We start from the raw sequence: 16,054 nt of genomic DNA, 5'->3' as shown, positions 1-16,054 counted from the left end.
GCCCGCCGCCGTACACCGACCGCCGCGATCCCGACGGCCCACGTCTGCACCGCACCGTCTCCCACCGACGCGATCCGAAGGCTCTCCGCATGACCACGCACCCGCAGTCCCACTGGCGGCAGCGCGCCGCCCGGCTCGCCCCGCCCACCCGCCTGTTCGTCGACGGCGCGTGGCGCGACCCGGCCGACGACACCTGGTTCCCGACCGTCGACCCGGCCACCGGCAGGACCACCGCGCAGGTGGCGGCGGCCTCCGCCGCCGACGTGGACCGGGCCGTCCGCGCCGCCCGCACCTCGTTCGAGGACGGCCGGTGGTCGCGCGCGGCCCCGGCCCACCGCAAGAAGGTGCTGCTCGCCCTCGCCCGCCTCATCGAGGAGAACGGCGAGGAGCTCGCCCTCTACGACACCCTCGACATGGGCAAGCCGATCGCCGAGTCCCACGGCACCGACGTGCCCGGCGCGGCCGGCGTCCTCGCCTGGTACGCGGAGGCCTGCGACAAGCTCTACGACGAGGCCGCCCCCGTACCGCCCGGCAATCTGGCCCTGGTGCGCCGGGTGCCGCTCGGCGTCGTCGGCGCGGTCGTGCCCTGGAACTTCCCGCTGGACCTGGCGGCCTGGAAGGTGGCTCCCGCCCTGGCGGCCGGCAACAGCGTCGTCCTCAAACCCGCCGAGCAGTCCCCCCTGTCGGCCCTGCGCCTGGCCGAACTCGCCGCCGAGGCAGGTCTGCCGGACGGCGTGCTGAACGTCGTGACCGGACCGGGGGAGACGACCGGCCGGGCCCTCGGCCTCCACCCCGACGTCGACACCCTGGTGTTCACCGGTTCCACGGCCGTGGCCCGCCGCTTCCTGGCGTACGCCGCCGAGTCGAACCTGAAGCAGGTCTGGCCCGAGGCCGGCGGCAAGAGCCCCAACCTGGTCTTCGCCGACGCCGACCTGGAGGCCGCGGCCGAGCGCGCCGCGTGGGGCTTCGCCTACAACTCCGGGCAGGTCTGCTCGGCCAACACCCGGCTGCTGGTGGAGGCCTCGGTGGCCGAGGAGTTCACCGCGCGCGTCGCCGAGCACGCGCGCGCCTGGCAGCCCGGCGACCCGCTCGATCCCGCGACCCGGCTGGGCCCTCTCGTCGACGAGGCCCAGGTGGACCGCATCCTCGACGCGGTCCACGCCTCCGGCGGCACCCTGGTGTGCGGCGGCAGCCGGCCCGCCCGCGCCGGCGCCTTCCTCGACCCGACCGTCGTGACCGGACTCAAGCCCGACGCCCCGCTGGTCCGTGAGGAGTTGTTCGGCCCCGTCCTCACCGTCCTGCCCTTCCAGGACGAGTCCGAGGCGCTCCGGCTGGCCAACGACTCCGCCTACGGCCTGGCCGCCTCGGTGTGGACCCGGGACCTGGCCCGCGCCCACCGCGTCGCCGACGCCCTGCACGCGGGCACCGTCTCCGTCAACACCGTCGACGCGCTGAGCCCGCTGACCCCCTTCGGCGGGTTCAAGCAGTCCGGCTACGGCCGCGACCTCTCCCTGCACTCCTTCGACAAGTACACGGGCCTGAAGACGACTTGGATCGCCTACGGCTGAGCCGCCGCACGCGCCGCCGCCCACGCGGTCACGCAACACCGTCCAGGGCCGGCCCGCGAGCCATCCACCCACTCACGCAACCGCGGTCCACGGCCGACCCGCATCCGCGGTCCGCCGCAGCTCCGCACCCGCACCGCAAAGGACGTACGACACCATGACCCACAGTTCCGAACGGCTCGCCGATCTCGACCGGGCCCACATCATCCACCCCTACCTGCCGGGCACCTGGACCGAACGCGTGGTCATGGCCTCGGGTTCGGGCTGTCGTCTCACCGACACCGAGGGCCGCGACTACCTCGACGCCACCGGCGGTCTGTGGCTCGCCCAGATCGGGCACGGGCGCACCGAACTCGCCGACGTCGCCCACGCGCAGATGGCGAAGCTGGAGTACTTCACCAGCTTCTGGGAGTTCTCCAACGAGCCCGCCATCGAACTCGCCGCGCGCCTCGCCGAGATGGCGCCCGACCCCCTCAACCACGTGTACTTCACCTCGGGCGGCTCCGAGGGCAACGAGGCCGCCATCAAGATGGCCCGCTACTACCACCACCGGCGCGGCGACACCGGCCGGACCTGGATCCTCGCCCGCGACAAGGCGTACCACGGCATCGGCTACGGCGGCGGCTCGGCGACCGGATTCCCGGTCTACCACGAGGGGTTCGCCCCGATGATGCCGCACGTCTCGCATCTCACCCCGCCGTGGCCCTACCGCGACGAGCTGTACGGCGGCGAGGACCCGACCGACTTCCTCGTCCGTGAACTGGAGGAGCGGATCGCGGCGATCGGTCCGGACAACATCGCCGCGATGATCGGCGAGCCCATCATGGGCGTCGGCGGGATGCTCGTGCCGCCGGCCGACTACTGGCCGCGCGTGCGCGAAGTTCTCGACCGGCACGGCATCCTGCTCATCTTCGACGAGGTCGTCACCGCCTACGGCCGGGTCGGGGAGTGGTTCGCCGCGCAGCACTTCGGCGTCACCCCGGACATCATCGTCACCGCCAAGGGCATCACCTCCGGCTACGTCCCGCTCGGCGCGCTCCTGGTCGGCGACCACGTCGCCGAGGTGCTGCTGCGCGAGCACGGCTTCCCCATGGGCTACACCTACAACGGTCACCCCGTCGCGACCGCGGTCGCCCTCGCCAACCTGGACATCATCCACCGGGAGGGCCTGCTCGGCCGCGCCAAGACGATTGGCGCCTACCTGCACGGCGAACTGGAGTCGCAGTTGGGCGAGTTGCCGATCGTCGGCGAGATCCGCTCGGTCGGCATGATGCTCGCCGTCGAACTCGTCGCCGACCGCGACACCCGTATCCCGCTGCCGCTGCACCCGGAGCGCATGCCCCACGACGTCATCCGCCGCGAGACCGGCGTGATCGTCCGTGACTCCGCGCACAGCCTGGTGCTCTCCCCGCCGCTGATCATGACCGAGGGCGAGGCCAAGGAAGCGGCCGCGGCGCTGCGCGGCGTCCTGGAGCGCACCGACCCCTCGGGCGAGATCCGCGCCGCCTGACCCGCTCGCGGGGAGGCCCGGCCCCGACCCGGGCCTCCCCGGCGCGATGTGACACGGACCCCGCACCGCCGAAGCGCCCGCACGCCCTTCTTCCGCAGTCCGCCCACCTCCCCAGGAACTGCCTGTGTCCTCCAAGATCTCGACATCAGACCAGCACGCCGCCGCCGACACCACCGTTCTCCAGCGCAGCCTGAAACGCTTCGACATCACCGCCATGGGCGTCGCCGCCGTCATCTCCTTCGACACGGTCGGCCAGATCGCCACCGGCGGCGGGGAAGCGGCCACCTGGACCGCCGTCATCGCCGTGTTCTTCCTCGTGCCCTACGCCCTGCTGTTCGCCGAGACCGGTGCCGCGTTCCCGCAGGAGGGCGGCCCCTACGTCTGGGTGAAGCTGGCTCTCGGCCGCCCGGCGGCCGCGCTGACGACACTGCTGTACTGGGTCACCAACCCGATCTGGCTCGGCGGTTCCCTCGTCTTCATCGCGGCGGAGACCTGGGACGGGTTCGTGTTCCACCTGGGCTCGGGAACCGTCGCCGACTACACCTTCAAGCTGCTGTTCGTGTGGGTGGCCATCCTCACCGCGGTGGTGTCCCTGCGCCGCGGCAAGTGGATCACGACGGCCGGCGCGGCCGTGAAGGTCCTCGCCCTCGCCCTGTTCACCGGCACCGCCGTCGCGTACGGGCTGCGGCACGGCTTCCAGGGCCTGGACGGCGCCCACTTCGCGCCGACGACCGCCGGGTTCCTGGGCCTCGTGCCGGTCCTCCTCTTCGCCTACGTCGGCTTCGAGGCGCCCAACGCCGCCGGCGAGGAGATGGACGACCCGCAGCGGGACGTGCCCGCCGCGCTCGGCCGCTCCGCCGCGATCGCCGCCGCCTGCTACCTGCTTCCCGTGGTGGCCATCCTCGCCGTCGTACCCGCCGGAAAGGTCACCGGCATCGGTGGGTTCATGGAAGGCGCACGACTCGTCTTCGGCGTCTACGGCCCCGCCGCCGGGCCCCTGTTGAAGGCGACCGCGGTGATGTTCGTCTTCGCCCTGCTCACCCAGGGCAGCGCCTGGATGATCGTCAGCGACCGCATGCAGGCGATGGCGGCGGCCGACGGCGGCTTCTTCTCCCGCGCGCTCGGCGCCTTCCACCCCCGCCTGGGCACCCCGGTGCGGACGAACCTGCTGTCCGGCGCCGTGGCCACGGTGTTCATGCTCGCCGCCATGTGGCTGGCCGACGGCGATGCCGCCGCCGTCTTCTCCGTGGTGCTGACCGTCGCGGTCACCACCCTGCTGCTGTCCTACCTGGTGATCATCCCGTCCCTCGTCCTGCTCCGCCTGCGCCGCCCCGACGTCGTACGGCCGTACCGAGTGCCTCTGGGCACCCCCGGATTCCTGGTCTGCGCGGGGCTCGTCTACGCCTGGATCGCCGTCGGCTCGTGGTCGGCGCTGTTCCCGGGCGTCATCGAGCATCTCTTCGGCATCTCCTACGACTTCCAGGACGTGTGGGGCGTGTCGCGAGGGGCGTTCGAGGCGTTCACGCTGGGCACCGTCGCGGTGCTGCTGCTCGTCGGCGCCGCCGGCATGGCCGTGGCGGGCGGCTTCTCCGCCACCGGCGCGGCGCGTACGGCTCCCGGCGAGACCGACTGAGCCCACCAGATCCATCCCGGCCCCGCGCCGGGCTGCCCCACCGCGTCATCGCGGCCTTCGCCCGGCCCCGTACCCGGGCGAAGGCCGCGCCGCCGTGTGACCGGACACCAGTACGACGTCCGTTTCCTGCCAGCGGGCACCGGCGCGTCCGGCCAGCATGGGTCCATGACCAGGTACACCGTGCTCCCCATCGACCCGGCCACCCTCAAGGAACTGCGGGTCGCCGACGACGCCGGCCGACCGTGCGTCCCGTACTCCGCGACCCGCGACGACGAGGGCTCGCCGCTGCGCTGCTGCCTGACCCCCATCCGGTCCGGCGAGCGGATCGCTCTCGTCTCGTACGCCCCGCTGCGCCGCTGGGCGGCCGCGACGGGGGCGGCCCCGGGCGCGTACGACGAACAGGGCCCCGTCTTCATCCACGCCGACGACTGCGGCGGGTTCGCCTCCGGCGACAGCTACCCCTTCGACCGGCCCGGCGCCCTGCGCACGGTGCGCCGCTACGACGCCCGGGGCCGTATCGCCGGCGGTCGCCTGCTGGAGATCCCGGAAGAGCCCACGGCCGGCTTCGACGCGGCCTTCGACGAGGCGTTCGGCGACCCGGACGTGGTGCTCGTGCACGTGCGCGCCCTGGAGTACGGCTGCTTCCACTTCGAGGTACGACGACCGGAGCGGCCGCTTCCGTAGCCGGGGGCGCGTCCGGTCCCGCGATCGCCGGACGGCGTCCCGGGGTGCACTGAGGTGGTCGTGGGACCCGTTCCTCCACCCTACTCCGTTGGCAGGGCGATATCCGGAACCGTGCGGGTCGGCGCCCCGCGGCCCACGGCGCGCGGGTGGACGCCGCGTTGACATGGACCGTCCCCGGACGTTGACTGGCAGCACGGCCAAGGGGCACGGAGGGCAGGGCGGAGCGGTCCCGGGAAGCCTGAAGCGGGCCGTCGAGAAGGCGAACGGCGCCTCCAGGCGGTGACATCGCGAACGAAAGCGGTACACACGACGATGTACGACCAGACACGCGCCCAGCAGCCCGCGGACCGGCCCCGGAGTCCTGGCGCCTCCCGCACCACCGGGCCGGAGCCACTGCTCGCCCCGAAGGACCGGGACGAGATCGTGCGCCGCCTCGGACATGCCGTGAACACGTTCACCGACACACCGCTCGGCGCGCTGGAGGAGGCCGAAGGCGCCTTCGACGAGGCCGCCGCCGGTCTCGCGAAGGCTCTTGCCGAGGCGCGGCAGGCCCTGCGCGCCGGCTGGCAGGGCCGTGACCCCGAAACGGACTCCGCCGAACTCCGGGGCGCGCTGCGGGAGTACCGGGAACTCACCCGAAGGCTGTTGCAGGCGTAGACGACCACGGGCCGGGGCGGCCGGCCCGCCCCTCCGCGGCACTCGCGTCCCGGGAGGCACCGGGCCGCACGGTGCTGATGTCTTCGTGGTCGAAGCGGTACGACGAAGAGCCCGCCGGCGGCGGCACGGCACGCCCCGGTGGCGCGGGCGCGTTTGTGGAACCCCGCCCACCAGGCCCCCGAGCCGTCGAGGACGCGTTCGGCCGGTGACCATCTGTCGGCCGCGGAGATTCGTCGGCCGTTCGTGGGTTGGAATGGCGAGGAACCGGCACTCGGTCGGTGGCGGGCCGCACGTCCGACCCCGCTCGCGTGAGGTCAGTGGTTCGGCAGGCAGCCGCGACCCTCGCGGGACGGGTATGGCCCGTTCCACCCGGTTGTCGCCGTGAGACTGCCCGGCGACAACCGGTGCGGGCCCGCCGGTCGCGGCCGCCGCCGCGCTCCGTGACCGTCAGAGCCTGAGCCCGGCTCCGTACGGGAAGAGCGGGTTCTCGGTGTCGTTGGGCACGTCGGGGCGGGATGCCTCGACGGCCGCCATGGAGCTCGGCAGCTCGAACGGCAGCCGGCCCTCGGGGGTGGCCCGGCCGAACACGACGTCGAGCAGGGCGGCGTCGCTCGCCCCGTAGTCGGCGATCAGCGCCGCCGCCCGTTCGGCGATCTCCGGAATGACCGCGGCCCGCTCCAGGTTGATGCAGACCACCGTCGGGACGGCGTCCAACAGGGCGAGGATCGGCTCCAGTTCCTCCTCGGTGAAGGCGAGCCGGCCGGAGTGGAAGAGCGACTCGAACACGTTGGCGCGGGGTTCGTGCGGGGTGCGCAGCCGGAGCACCGCCAGCTCGGCGTCGGCCGGATCGTCCACCACATCGCCGTACAGACTCGCCACTTCGGGCTGTACGTTCGCGACGTGGAGCTTGCGGCGTGCGGCCGCGGGCAGGGTGTGGCGGGAGTTGGTCAGCACGGTCAGCGAGCGGCGCTGGGCGCGTTCGCCTGCCTCGGTGAAATCGGCGCGGCCGACGGTCTCCGCGGCCCTGTCCACATCGACGTACGGGTCGTCGAAGAGGCCGAGGACGAACTTCTCGCGCAGGACGCGGCGCAGGGAGGCGTCCAGCCGGTACTCGGGGACACGGCCCGACTCGACCAGTTCCACGACGAGTTCGGGGCGGGCCTCGCCGCCGAACTGGTCGCAGCCGGCCTCCAGGATGCGGGCCGCCTTGTCCAGTTCCGGCAGTGACTCCAGGCCCCAGGCGCGGGCCGGGTGCACCTCGCCGAAGATCTCGGCGTCGCTGACCAGGCCCCAGTCGGTGCAGACGATGCCGTCGAAGCCGAGCCGGTCGCGCAGGAGCGACTGGACGACGTCCTTGTTGAAGCCGAAGCCGACCTCCTCCCAGTCGGTGCCGACGGGCTGGCCGTAGTACGGCATCATCTGCGCGCAGCCGGCTTCGATCGCCGCCTTGAAGGGCTCCAGGTGCAGATCGCGCATCCCGCCCGGGTAGATCTGCTCCTTGCCGTGGGGGAAGTGCGGGTCCTCGCCGTCCTTCTGGGGACCCCCGCCAGGGAAGTGCTTGACCATGGCCGACACCGACTTGGTGCCGAGCCGTTCGCCCTGGAGGCCGCGGACGTAGGCGCGCACGAGTCGTGAGGTGAGTGCGGCGTCCGAGCCGAAGGTGCCGTTCTGGCGGGACCAGCGGGGCTCGCTGGCCAGGTCGATCTGGGGGTGCAGCGCGACGCGGAAGCCGACCGCGAGGTACTCGCGTCGGACGGTGTCGGCGAACGCGTACACGAGCTGCGGGTCACGCAGGGCGGCGAGGCCGAGCGGCTCGGGCCAGGCGGAGAAGGCGCCCGCGTTGAAGGAGGCGCCCACGTTGTCGGTGAAGGCGTGGCGCGGGTCCGTGGAGAGGGTGACCGGAATGCCGAGGCGGGTCTCGGCCGCCATCGTCTGGAGGGTGTTCTGCCAGCGGGCCATGGCGGCCGGGTCGCCGGTGCCCAGGAGGTTGAAGTGGGTCAGATACTGGTCCTGGAGCAGGCCCGTGGTGTCCATCGGCACCATGCTCGGGTCGCCCTTCTCGACCGTCGAGCCGTCGGCGTGCATGGCGAGCATGGTGTGGAAGAGCTGACCGGCCTTCTCGGTGAGGGTCATGCGCGACAGGAGGTCCTCGACCCGCTGTTCCACGGGGAGTTCGGGGTTCTGGTACGGGTGGCCGTCGTCGCGGACCTTGGGGGCGGCATTCACGTTGGGGTACCTCACTTGACGCTGCGGATGAACTGGACGGCGAGCGCGCCGAGTACGCATGCGACGCCGCCGAAGAGGAAGAGCGCGCCGTAGTTCTCGTCGCCGCCGCCGATCGCGAGCAGGGCCGGGGCGAGGATCGGGACGAGGGACTGCGGGAGCGCGTTGCCGATGTTGAGGACGCCCATATCCTTGGCGGACTCCTCGGGGTTGGGCAGGACGGCGGCGGCGAGTGCCACGTCGACCGAGAGATAGAGGCCCTCGCCGAAGCCGAAGACGGCCACGGCGACGAGGAAGAGCGAGAAGCTGTGGGCGAGCGCCACCAGCAGCAGGCCGACGGCCAGGACGAGGGAGGCGCCGAGGACGTACGGCTTGCGTCGGCCGGACCGGTCGGAGAGCGTGCCGCCGAGCAGTGAGCCGATGATGACCGCCCCCACCATGACGACGGTGCCGACGGCCACCTTCCCGGAGACCTCCGACTCGCTGTAGCCGAGGCGGTCCATGAGGAAGTAGACCTGGTAGCTGGTCACGCACGAGACGCCGGTGAAGACGAGGAACCGGCCGGCGAAGTTCCAGGCGAAGTCGGGGTGCCGCTTCGGGCTGACCCAGAAGGAGCGCAGGAACTCGCGCAGGCTGTAGGGGGCGAAGGCGCCCGGCGCGGCGGGGCGGTCCTTCATCACGAGGGCCAGGCAGATCGTGCCGGCGAGTCCGAACAGGCCCGGCACGACGAAGGCCAGGGCGAGCCGGTCGTGCAGGGCGTTGGCCAGCAGGGTGCCGACGACCATCGCCAGGGAGGTCGTCACGCCGACGAGGCCGGAGACCTTGCCCTGCTGCCGGGCGGGCACGAGGTCGGGGATGCTGGCCACGGTCGCGGCGAGTGCCGCGTTGCCGCCGAGCTGGGCCAGCGCCCAGCCGAGCAGCAGCACCGGGACGCTGCCGCCGACCGCGACCACGAGCAGACCCGCGAGGCCGACGGCCATGCCGCCGACGAGCCAGGGGCGGCGGCGCCCGAAGCGGACCCGGGTGCGGTCGGAGAGCGAGCCGAAGACCGGGTTGCCGATCAGCGCCAGGACGGCGCCGAGCGAGAGCACCTGCCCGAGCGCGGTCCCGCGCTCGTCCTTGGGAACGATCTGGTCGACCCGCAGGGCGAGCGTGACCATCACGGGTGTCAGCAGCGACAGCATCACGCCGAACTGGGCGAGGGCGAGGCCGAGAACGAGCCGCCCGGAGGCGGGTTCGGGGTCGGCGGACGGGACCGCCGAGGCGGGTGTGGAGCCGGCGGAGGGGACCGCCGAGGCGGGTGTGGAGCCGGCGGAGGGGCCCGTCGAGGCGGGTGGTGAGTCGGCCGGCTGGACCGCCGAGGCGGCTTCGGCATCCGGAACGGCGTCGGGAACAACGGCCATGGCGGCTCTCCAGAGGGGATGGGGTGGCTTCCTTGCCCACCCGGCGACGACACCGTAAACGCGAAAACCGAGTAGGTGATAGGTTTTCGTAAGTGGCTTGAATCACACCATCCGAGGGCTTGCCGGAAGGCGGATTAAGGTGATCGTCATGGACCGCACCCCGGGCCCGAAGCCCCGCAGATCCGCGCCGCGCGGCAGCTACGCGGTGGGCGACGAACGTCGCGCACGCATCCTCGACACCGCCGTGGAGCACTTCGCGCAGTGGGGTTTCCACGCCTCGTCGCTCGCGCGCATCGCCAAGGAGGTCGGCATCACCCAGGGCGGCCTGCTGCACCACTTCCGCGGCAAGGAGGACCTCCTGGTCTCGGTCCTGCGCCACAGCGAGGAACAGGACCGCGAGCGGTTCTTCTCCCGCGAGCCCCGCTCGGCCGCGGAGGCGTTCACCGTGCTGCTCGACCTCGCCGCCCACAACGCCGCCCGGCGCGGACGCACGATGATGTTCAACACCCTCGCCGCCGAGGCGGGCGATCCGGGCCACCCCGCCCACGACCACTTCGTACGCCGCTATCGCGAGGTGATCGACTACGCCACCGTGCCGCTGCGCGCCGCCGTGGAGCGCGGCGAACTGGCCCCCGACACCGACTGCGAGGCCGTCGCCACCGAAACGGTCGCCATCATGGACGGCCTGCAACTCCAGTGGGCGCTCGCCCCGGAGACCTACGACATGGTGGGCCGCCTGCGCACCTACTTCGACCGGCTGCTCCGCTCGCTGACCACGGACGGCTCCGGGATGCCCGAGCGCCCCTGAGGCACGCGGCGTGGGCCGTCGACGGCCGGTGAACTCCGCCGGGCCGCCCGCGCCGACGTACGACGGGCGCGGCCGGAGGCCGGTCCGTCACCGCTCGGCGGTGGCCTTCGGGGCGACGACGCAGTGACTGATCCGTTCCACGTCCGCCGTGGCGGTGACGGCCACCCGGATCGTCGTGTCGTCCTGCGCGGGCACGAGCGCCCGCCCGGTGCCGGTCGTCAGGGTGCGGCCGTGGCTGTCCTGGAAGGTGACGGAGACGGTGAAGGTGCCCTTGCGTCCGTTCGGATTTTCGACCACGACCGTCGCGTACGGATCCGCCACGCTCGCGCAGTGCACGAGCACCGCCGAACCGTCGTCGAGGGGGCGTGCCGTGCCGCCGGAGGGGGATGCCGTGGGGGTTGCGCGGTGCGTGGGCCGGGTGCGGGTCGCAGCACTGCCGCCACCGGTACTCGCCCCGGAGCCGGAGCCGGAGTCGTAGCCGTCGGACGAGCGGCTCGGCGTATCGTCGTACGGCCGACTCGTCGAACCCTCGTACGAGTCGCCACCGGATGATCCGCCGCCGCCCGACGCGGAGGACGAACTGTCGTGGTCCTGGCGCGAGTTGCTGCAGCCGCCCCCGCTCCCGCTCCCGACGCCGCTGTGTCGACTGCGGCCGGAGTGCCCCCGCCCCGAGGAGAACCCGGTCAGGGCCAGCACAACCATCGCCGACACCACGACCCACCTGACCCTGCGCCCCCGTACGATCATGAAGCCAGCCTACCCATGATCGCCGCCCCCGCCTCGCCATCGCGCGACCCGGCGATCACTCACGGGGTTGATCCGGAACCGTCTTGGTTGACCAGCGGCCGGGGGAGCCCGGCTCAGCAGTCGAACACCGACCAGCAGATCTCGTTGCGCATTCTCTGGTCGTCGAGCACGAGCGCGCGGATCGCCTCCGGGAGCCGGTCGCGCTGCCGGCGGCACTCGCGCCGGCCTGAGGCCTGGCTCTCGTCCGGCGGTGCGGCAGCGCGTGCGGCCTTGATCGCGTAGGCGGCCGCACCGAGTTCGTGCGCGGCGACGTGTGCGACGACCGCGGCCTGGCCGGCCGCGTAGGCGGCATGTCGTGGCGCGCCCCGCAGGGCGCGGGCCGCGCCCATCGCGTGGCCGCCCGCCGCGCGGGCCTCCATCATCCCGACCTCGCCCCGGACCCACGCGCGGGCGTGCTCGATCGCCCGGCGCGGTCGTGGGTCCTCGGGCCGGGCCGCCTCGAAGAGGGGGAGCACGTGCTCCGCGCAGTCCGCCGCCCAGAGGGCGAGGAGATGGTGATCCGCGTCGGTGAGGCTCCCGCCGCGGCGGATCGTCACGAAGCGCGGGTCCCTGACCTTCGGGAGGATCATTCTTCGGTCCTGCGTGTCGGCGGCCCCACGGCTGGTTCCCGTTGACGACCGGCGGGCGGAACGGCTCCGGCCCCTTGCGTCGTTGAGGCGCAAGGGGCCGGATCGTCGTAGCGGGGGCGGGATTTGAACCACGCGACCTCTGGGTTATGAGCCCAGCGAGCTACCGAGCTGCTCCACCCCGCGTCGGTAGGACCAGCGTAGGCGATGGCGGCGGCCCGCGCGCGGTATTTTCGTGAGGACCGCGGGTCGGCTGTGGTCAGCGCGGGCCAGGAGCGAGGTAGTCGTCCCGGGCCAGGGCGTAGACGGTGCAGGGGCGGTCCAGGACCGTGTCCTCGCGCAGCGCCGTGAATCCGAGGCGCTTGGCGACGGCGGCCGAAGCGGTGTTGTCGGGGTGGATCATGGCGGTGATCCGACGGAGCCCCAGCGGACCGAAGCCCCATGCGAGAACGGCCTGGGCCGCTTCCGTGGCGTAGCCCCGCTTCCAGTGGGCGCGGGCGAAGGTCCAGCCGATCTCGGTCTCGCCGAACTGCTCCCACCAGTTCAGGCCGCAGCGCCCGATGGGCTCGCCGGTGCCGCGCAGTTCGACCGCGCACAGTCCGTGCCCGCGCCCCGTCCACTGCCGCTGGATGTCGCGCAGGCGCGTGGCGGCCTGGTCGAGGGTGTAGCCGCCGACGAACCGGTTGACCTCGCCGTCGGAATGGAGACGCACCCACCAGTCGGCGTCGGCTTCGGTGAGCGGGCGCAACCGCAGGCGTTCCGTGACGATCACTCGTGTTCCGTCCCCAGGTGCTCCAGCAGCAGGCCGTTCAGGAGTTCCGGTGCCTCCTCGGGGATCCAGTGGCTGATGTCCGGAAGGGTCTCGAAGCGGTACGGCCCCTTGACCCATTGCCCGGTCTCCCGCGCGGCGGTGGGGCCGAACGCCGTGTCCTGGGTGCTCCAGACGTACAGCGTGGGTACGGCGATGGTGCCGATGGCGCGCTCGGGGCGGCCGGAGCGGTACCAGTTCAAGGCCGCGGTGAGTGCGCCCGGCCGGGACAGGTGCCGGACATAGGCGTCCGCGCTGGCCTGCGGGACCGGGCCCGCGTACAGGGACCGGAGCACGGCGGCGTCGTCGGCCAGCATGGCGTTCTCGGTGGCGGGCGTCTCGCGCCAGTCACGCATGTAGAACGACCGCGCCTGCTGGTCCTGGTCCGTGCGCAGGGCGTCGGCCAGCGCGCCGGGGTGCGGGGTCGAGACGACGGTCAGGGTGCGGATGCGGCCGGGGTGGGCGTCGGCGGTCCACCAGGCGACCGCTCCTCCCCAGTCGTGGCCGACCAGGTCGAACGACGTCCAGCCGAGGGCGTCCGCGAGGGCGGCGACGTCCTCGACGAGGAGGCTCATGCGGTAGTCCTCCGGCCGTTCGGGCCGAACGCCCGGGGAGTAGCCGCGCTGATCGGGTGCCACCACGCGGTAGCCCTGCGCGGCCAGCGCCTTGATCTGGTGCCGCCACGCCAGTCTCGTCTCCGGAAAGCCGTGCAGCAGCAGGACCGGGCGGCCCTCGGGCGGTCCCGCCGTGGTGGCGTCGAACACGCCGGCGGGGGTGGAGATGCTCAACTCGGCCATCATCAGGCTCCGTTCATACCGACTGGACGGTCAGCTTTTCGGGTCGCGGATTCACCTGTCAAGTCGCGGATTCACCGGTCGAGGGGAATCGGGAGGTCGGGGCGGCGGGCGCGGCCGGGTACGGGGTCGACGACCACCCCGGGGTTGAGGATCCCGGCCGGGTCGAGGACGGACTTGCCCGCCCGCAGGACGGCGGCGAACAGGTCGGGCCGTTGGCGGTCGTACCAGGGCCGGTGGTCGCGGCCCACCGCGTGATGGTGGGTGATGGTGGCGCCGTGGGAGATCAGGGCCTCGGAGACCGCGGCCTTGATCTCGTCCCACTGCTCCACGGTCCTGCCCCACCGCCCCGCGGCGTAGACACCGAAGTACGGTGCCGGGCCGTCGGGGTAGACATGGGTGAAGCGGCACGTCACGACCCCGGTGGCGCCGACCTGGCGCATCGCGTCTTCGGCGGCCGAGCCGACCGCCGCGCGCAGCGCGTCGAACCGGTCCCAGGTGCACGCCGTCTCGAAGGTCTCCACGATCATGCCCTGGGCCGCGAGGGCGTCCCGTTGGTACGGCATCCGCAGGAACGACGAGCGCCAGGTGTCGGCCGCCGTACCGCGGCCGCCCGCACCGCCGCCGGGGCCGCCGGGGTGATCGGAGCCACCGGAGCCCGCCGAGGTGTCGGAGTGGCGCGGCGGCTCCGACAGGACACCGCCGTGGTCTTGCGCGAGCTCCAGCGCCCGTTCCATCCAGGCCGTGACCGGATGGTCGGCGGACTCGAATCCGAGAACCAGGACCGAGGTGGCCGACCCCGCGTTGATGAGCGCCTCCATGGGGTCCAGCAGGCGGCAGTTGGCCGGGTTCAGCCCCGACTGCGCGAGCGCGCGCGCCGCCCGCACGCCGGCCTCGTGGTCGGCGAAGGACACCGACGCGCCGGCCCGCCACCGGGGCCGTTCCTGGAGCCGCATCCAGGCCTGGGTGATGACGCCGAGCGTCCCTTCCGAGCCGAGGAAGAGCCGGTCCGGTGACGGTCCGGCGCCCGACCCCGGCAGCCGCCTGCTCTCGACGACCCCGCTCGGGGTGACGACGCGCAACGACTCGGTGAGATCGTCGACATGGGTCGGACCGGTCGCGAAGTGACCGCCCGCCCGCGTCGCCAGCCAGCCGCCCAGACTGGAGAACTCGAAGGACTGGGGGAAGAAGCGCAGCGTGTATCCGTGCGGCCGCAGCTGTTCCTCCAGATGCGGTCCCAGCACGCCCGCCTGCACCAGCGCGGCGCGGCTGACGGTGTCGACCTCCAGGACCCGGTTCATCGACGTGAGGTCCAGGCTGACCACTCCGGCGTGGTCGTCGCCTGTGCGGGGTTCCACACCGCCGACGACCGACGAGCCGCCCCCGAACGGCACGACGGCGACGTTCGCCTCGGTGCACCAGTCCAGCACCTGGATCACCTGATGCTCCGAGGCCGGGCGCACCACGAGGTCGGGCACATGGGGCAGCCGGCCCAGCAGGGCGCGCACCACATCGCGGAACGCCTGGCCGTGCCCGTGCGCCAGCCGGTCGCGTACGTCGTACGACACGATCGGCTCCAGGGAGCGTGGTGCCCGGACGCGGGCGGCCCCGACGCCGAACGCCTCGACGGGCGGGGGCCGGTGCACCGTCAGGTCCGCGTCCGGCAGCAACGCGGCGCTGCGGCGGGTGAGTTCCTCGCGCTCCGCCCCGCGTACCGCGTCCTCGACGTTTCCCCATCCCCACCATGAACGCGTCTTGCCGCCCACTGCCGCACCACCGATCTGAACGCGAGGTAAGTTACCGAGCGGTCAGATTGGCATAGGGTGGCACCATGAGCAAGCAGGCGAACCCCGAGCACGCGGTGGGACCGGCAACCACGGAGGGACCGGCGAGCGCGGCGCGATCCGCACGCACCGTGGGAACCAAGGGGATGCCCCGCAAGGAGCGGGAGCGACTCATCCTGGACGCGGCGGCGGAGGAGTTCGGACGCAGGGGCTACGCGCGCGGCTCGACCGCGGTCGTCGCGGCGCGGGCTGGGATCAGCAAGCCGATGATCTACGAGTACTTCACGTCCAAGGACGGCCTGTACCTCACCTGCCTGGACCGCGCGGGCTCCCGGCTCGTGGCAGCCGTGCGCTCCGCCCAGGAGGGGCCGTCGGACATCACCCGCGCCGCCCGCACGCTGGAGGCCGTCTTCCGCGCGCTGGAGTCGCGGGTGCACGAGTGGGCACTGGTCTACGACACCACCCTGCCCGCCGACGGCCCGCTCCGTGACGCGGCCACGGTCCACCGGCGGGAACTCAACCGGCTGGGCGCGGTCGGCGTGGCGGAAGTCCTGCGCTTCTCGGGGGACGACGAGGCGCTGGACGCCGACCTCGCCACGCACCTCTGGTACGGGAACGTCGGCGCGGCGGTGGCCTGGTGGGACCACCATCCCGAGCAGACCGCCGAGGACATGATCCGCCGGTTCCGCCGGATCTTCGCGGTCCTGTACCCCGACGCGCCGCCTTCGGGAGCGTGAGCGCGGCGCCCCGCGTGTAGCGTGCCAACGGGCCGAGACCGAGGAGGAGACGGGTGACAGCCGGTGGGTTCTCCT

At 72.7% G+C, this 16,054-nt stretch carries 14 protein-coding genes and 1 tRNA gene; 7 read left to right on the top strand and 8 right to left on the bottom strand.

Annotated features, from left to right (window positions below; genetic code table 11):
* The first annotated feature begins 89 nt into the window (after positions 1–89).
* The 5 genes from WN71_RS31995 to WN71_RS31975 all read left to right on the top strand — a co-directional run bounded on the left by WN71_RS31995 (position 90) and on the right by WN71_RS31975 (position 6,049).
* Positions 90–1,568, top strand: a complete 1,479-nt coding sequence (locus WN71_RS31995) for an aldehyde dehydrogenase (protein WP_071369900.1) — start codon at positions 90–92, stop codon at positions 1,566–1,568.
* A 154-nt stretch (positions 1,569–1,722) separates the two neighbouring features.
* Entirely contained in the window at positions 1,723–3,075 is a 1,353-nt protein-coding gene (locus WN71_RS31990) for an aminotransferase family protein (protein WP_046592776.1), read from the top strand.
* Positions 3,076–3,199: 124 nt separating this feature from the next.
* Positions 3,200–4,708, top strand: coding sequence for an APC family permease (locus tag WN71_RS31985; protein ID WP_240529836.1), 1,509 nt, complete (start codon positions 3,200–3,202; stop codon positions 4,706–4,708).
* 165 nt (positions 4,709–4,873) lie between these two features.
* Positions 4,874–5,392 carry a DUF1203 domain-containing protein gene (locus WN71_RS31980; RefSeq protein ID WP_046592787.1) on the top strand — a complete coding sequence of 173 codons (519 nt, stop codon included), beginning with the start codon at positions 4,874–4,876 and terminating at the stop codon, positions 5,390–5,392.
* Positions 5,393–5,704: 312 nt separating this feature from the next.
* Positions 5,705–6,049 carry a hypothetical protein gene (locus tag WN71_RS31975; RefSeq protein WP_046592775.1) on the top strand — a complete coding sequence of 115 codons (345 nt, stop codon included), beginning with the start codon at positions 5,705–5,707 and terminating at the stop codon, positions 6,047–6,049.
* Between the two features lie 447 nt (positions 6,050–6,496).
* Here the strand turns inward: WN71_RS31975 and WN71_RS31970 are convergent, their stop codons facing one another.
* Positions 6,497–8,275 (bottom strand): glycoside hydrolase family 3 protein, encoded by a 1,779-nt coding sequence (locus tag WN71_RS31970; RefSeq protein ID WP_046592774.1) that lies wholly within the window; start codon positions 8,273–8,275, stop codon positions 6,497–6,499.
* An 11-nt stretch (positions 8,276–8,286) separates the two neighbouring features.
* Positions 8,287–9,675 carry an MFS transporter gene (locus tag WN71_RS31965; protein ID WP_079178260.1) on the bottom strand — a complete coding sequence of 463 codons (1,389 nt, stop codon included), beginning with the start codon at positions 9,673–9,675 and terminating at the stop codon, positions 8,287–8,289.
* Between the two features lie 148 nt (positions 9,676–9,823).
* On the opposite strand from WN71_RS31965, the gene WN71_RS31960 reads away from it, so the two are divergent.
* Positions 9,824–10,483: a TetR/AcrR family transcriptional regulator gene (locus WN71_RS31960; protein WP_046592785.1), complete on the top strand. Its 660-nt coding sequence runs from the start codon at positions 9,824–9,826 to the stop codon at positions 10,481–10,483.
* 87 nt (positions 10,484–10,570) lie between these two features.
* Here WN71_RS31960 and WN71_RS41595 read toward each other — a convergent pair whose 3' ends face one another.
* From WN71_RS41595 to WN71_RS31930, 6 genes are all read right to left on the bottom strand, one after another.
* Positions 10,571–11,230 carry a hypothetical protein gene (locus tag WN71_RS41595; RefSeq protein WP_046592773.1) on the bottom strand — a complete coding sequence of 220 codons (660 nt, stop codon included), beginning with the start codon at positions 11,228–11,230 and terminating at the stop codon, positions 10,571–10,573.
* 113 nt (positions 11,231–11,343) lie between these two features.
* The gene (locus WN71_RS31950; RefSeq protein ID WP_046592772.1) at positions 11,344–11,859 is read right to left on the bottom strand and encodes a putative immunity protein; all 516 of its coding nucleotides are present in this window, start codon (positions 11,857–11,859) and stop codon (positions 11,344–11,346) included.
* A 108-nt stretch (positions 11,860–11,967) separates the two neighbouring features.
* Positions 11,968–12,042 (bottom strand) — tRNA-Met (locus WN71_RS31945).
* Positions 12,043–12,115: 73 nt separating this feature from the next.
* Entirely contained in the window at positions 12,116–12,628 is a 513-nt protein-coding gene (locus WN71_RS31940; protein WP_046592771.1) for a GNAT family N-acetyltransferase, read from the bottom strand.
* Entirely contained in the window at positions 12,625–13,461 is an 837-nt protein-coding gene (locus WN71_RS31935; RefSeq protein ID WP_240529835.1) for an alpha/beta fold hydrolase, read from the bottom strand. The genes WN71_RS31940 and WN71_RS31935 overlap by 4 nt, the downstream gene beginning before the upstream one ends.
* Before the next feature lie 71 nt (positions 13,462–13,532).
* A complete protein-coding gene (locus WN71_RS31930) occupies positions 13,533–15,224 on the bottom strand; it encodes an FAD-binding oxidoreductase (RefSeq protein ID WP_046592769.1) in 1,692 nt (563 codons plus the stop codon).
* A 65-nt stretch (positions 15,225–15,289) separates the two neighbouring features.
* On the opposite strand from WN71_RS31930, the gene WN71_RS31925 reads away from it, so the two are divergent.
* Complete coding sequence (locus tag WN71_RS31925) at positions 15,290–15,979, top strand: TetR/AcrR family transcriptional regulator (protein WP_338058713.1); 690 nt, start codon at positions 15,290–15,292, stop codon at positions 15,977–15,979.
* The last annotated feature ends 75 nt before the right edge of the window (positions 15,980–16,054 follow it).

Source organism: Streptomyces mangrovisoli (assembly GCF_000974985.2).
Lineage (GTDB): Bacteria > Actinomycetota > Actinomycetes > Streptomycetales > Streptomycetaceae > Streptomyces > Streptomyces mangrovisoli.
This window is presented reverse-complemented; position numbering and strand designations above follow the sequence as displayed.

Excerpts from the sequence above, each read along its gene's own strand:
- WN71_RS31975 (WP_046592775.1), top strand. The coding sequence starts at position 5,705 with ATGTACGACCAGACACGCGCCCAGCAGCCCGCGGACCGGCCCCGGAGT.
- WN71_RS31990 (WP_046592776.1), top strand. The coding sequence starts at position 1,723 with ATGACCCACAGTTCCGAACGGCTCGCCGATCTCGACCGGGCCCACATC.
- WN71_RS31965 (WP_079178260.1), bottom strand. The coding sequence starts at position 9,675 with ATGGCCGTTGTTCCCGACGCCGTTCCGGATGCCGAAGCCGCCTCGGCG.
- WN71_RS41595 (WP_046592773.1), bottom strand. The coding sequence starts at position 11,230 with ATGATCGTACGGGGGCGCAGGGTCAGGTGGGTCGTGGTGTCGGCGATG.
- WN71_RS31935 (WP_240529835.1), bottom strand. The coding sequence starts at position 13,461 with ATGGCCGAGTTGAGCATCTCCACCCCCGCCGGCGTGTTCGACGCCACC.
- WN71_RS31960 (WP_046592785.1), top strand. The coding sequence starts at position 9,824 with ATGGACCGCACCCCGGGCCCGAAGCCCCGCAGATCCGCGCCGCGCGGC.
- WN71_RS31980 (WP_046592787.1), top strand. The coding sequence starts at position 4,874 with ATGACCAGGTACACCGTGCTCCCCATCGACCCGGCCACCCTCAAGGAA.
- WN71_RS31950 (WP_046592772.1), bottom strand. The coding sequence starts at position 11,859 with ATGATCCTCCCGAAGGTCAGGGACCCGCGCTTCGTGACGATCCGCCGC.
- WN71_RS31995 (WP_071369900.1), top strand. The coding sequence starts at position 90 with ATGACCACGCACCCGCAGTCCCACTGGCGGCAGCGCGCCGCCCGGCTC.
- WN71_RS31925 (WP_338058713.1), top strand. The coding sequence starts at position 15,290 with ATGAGCAAGCAGGCGAACCCCGAGCACGCGGTGGGACCGGCAACCACG.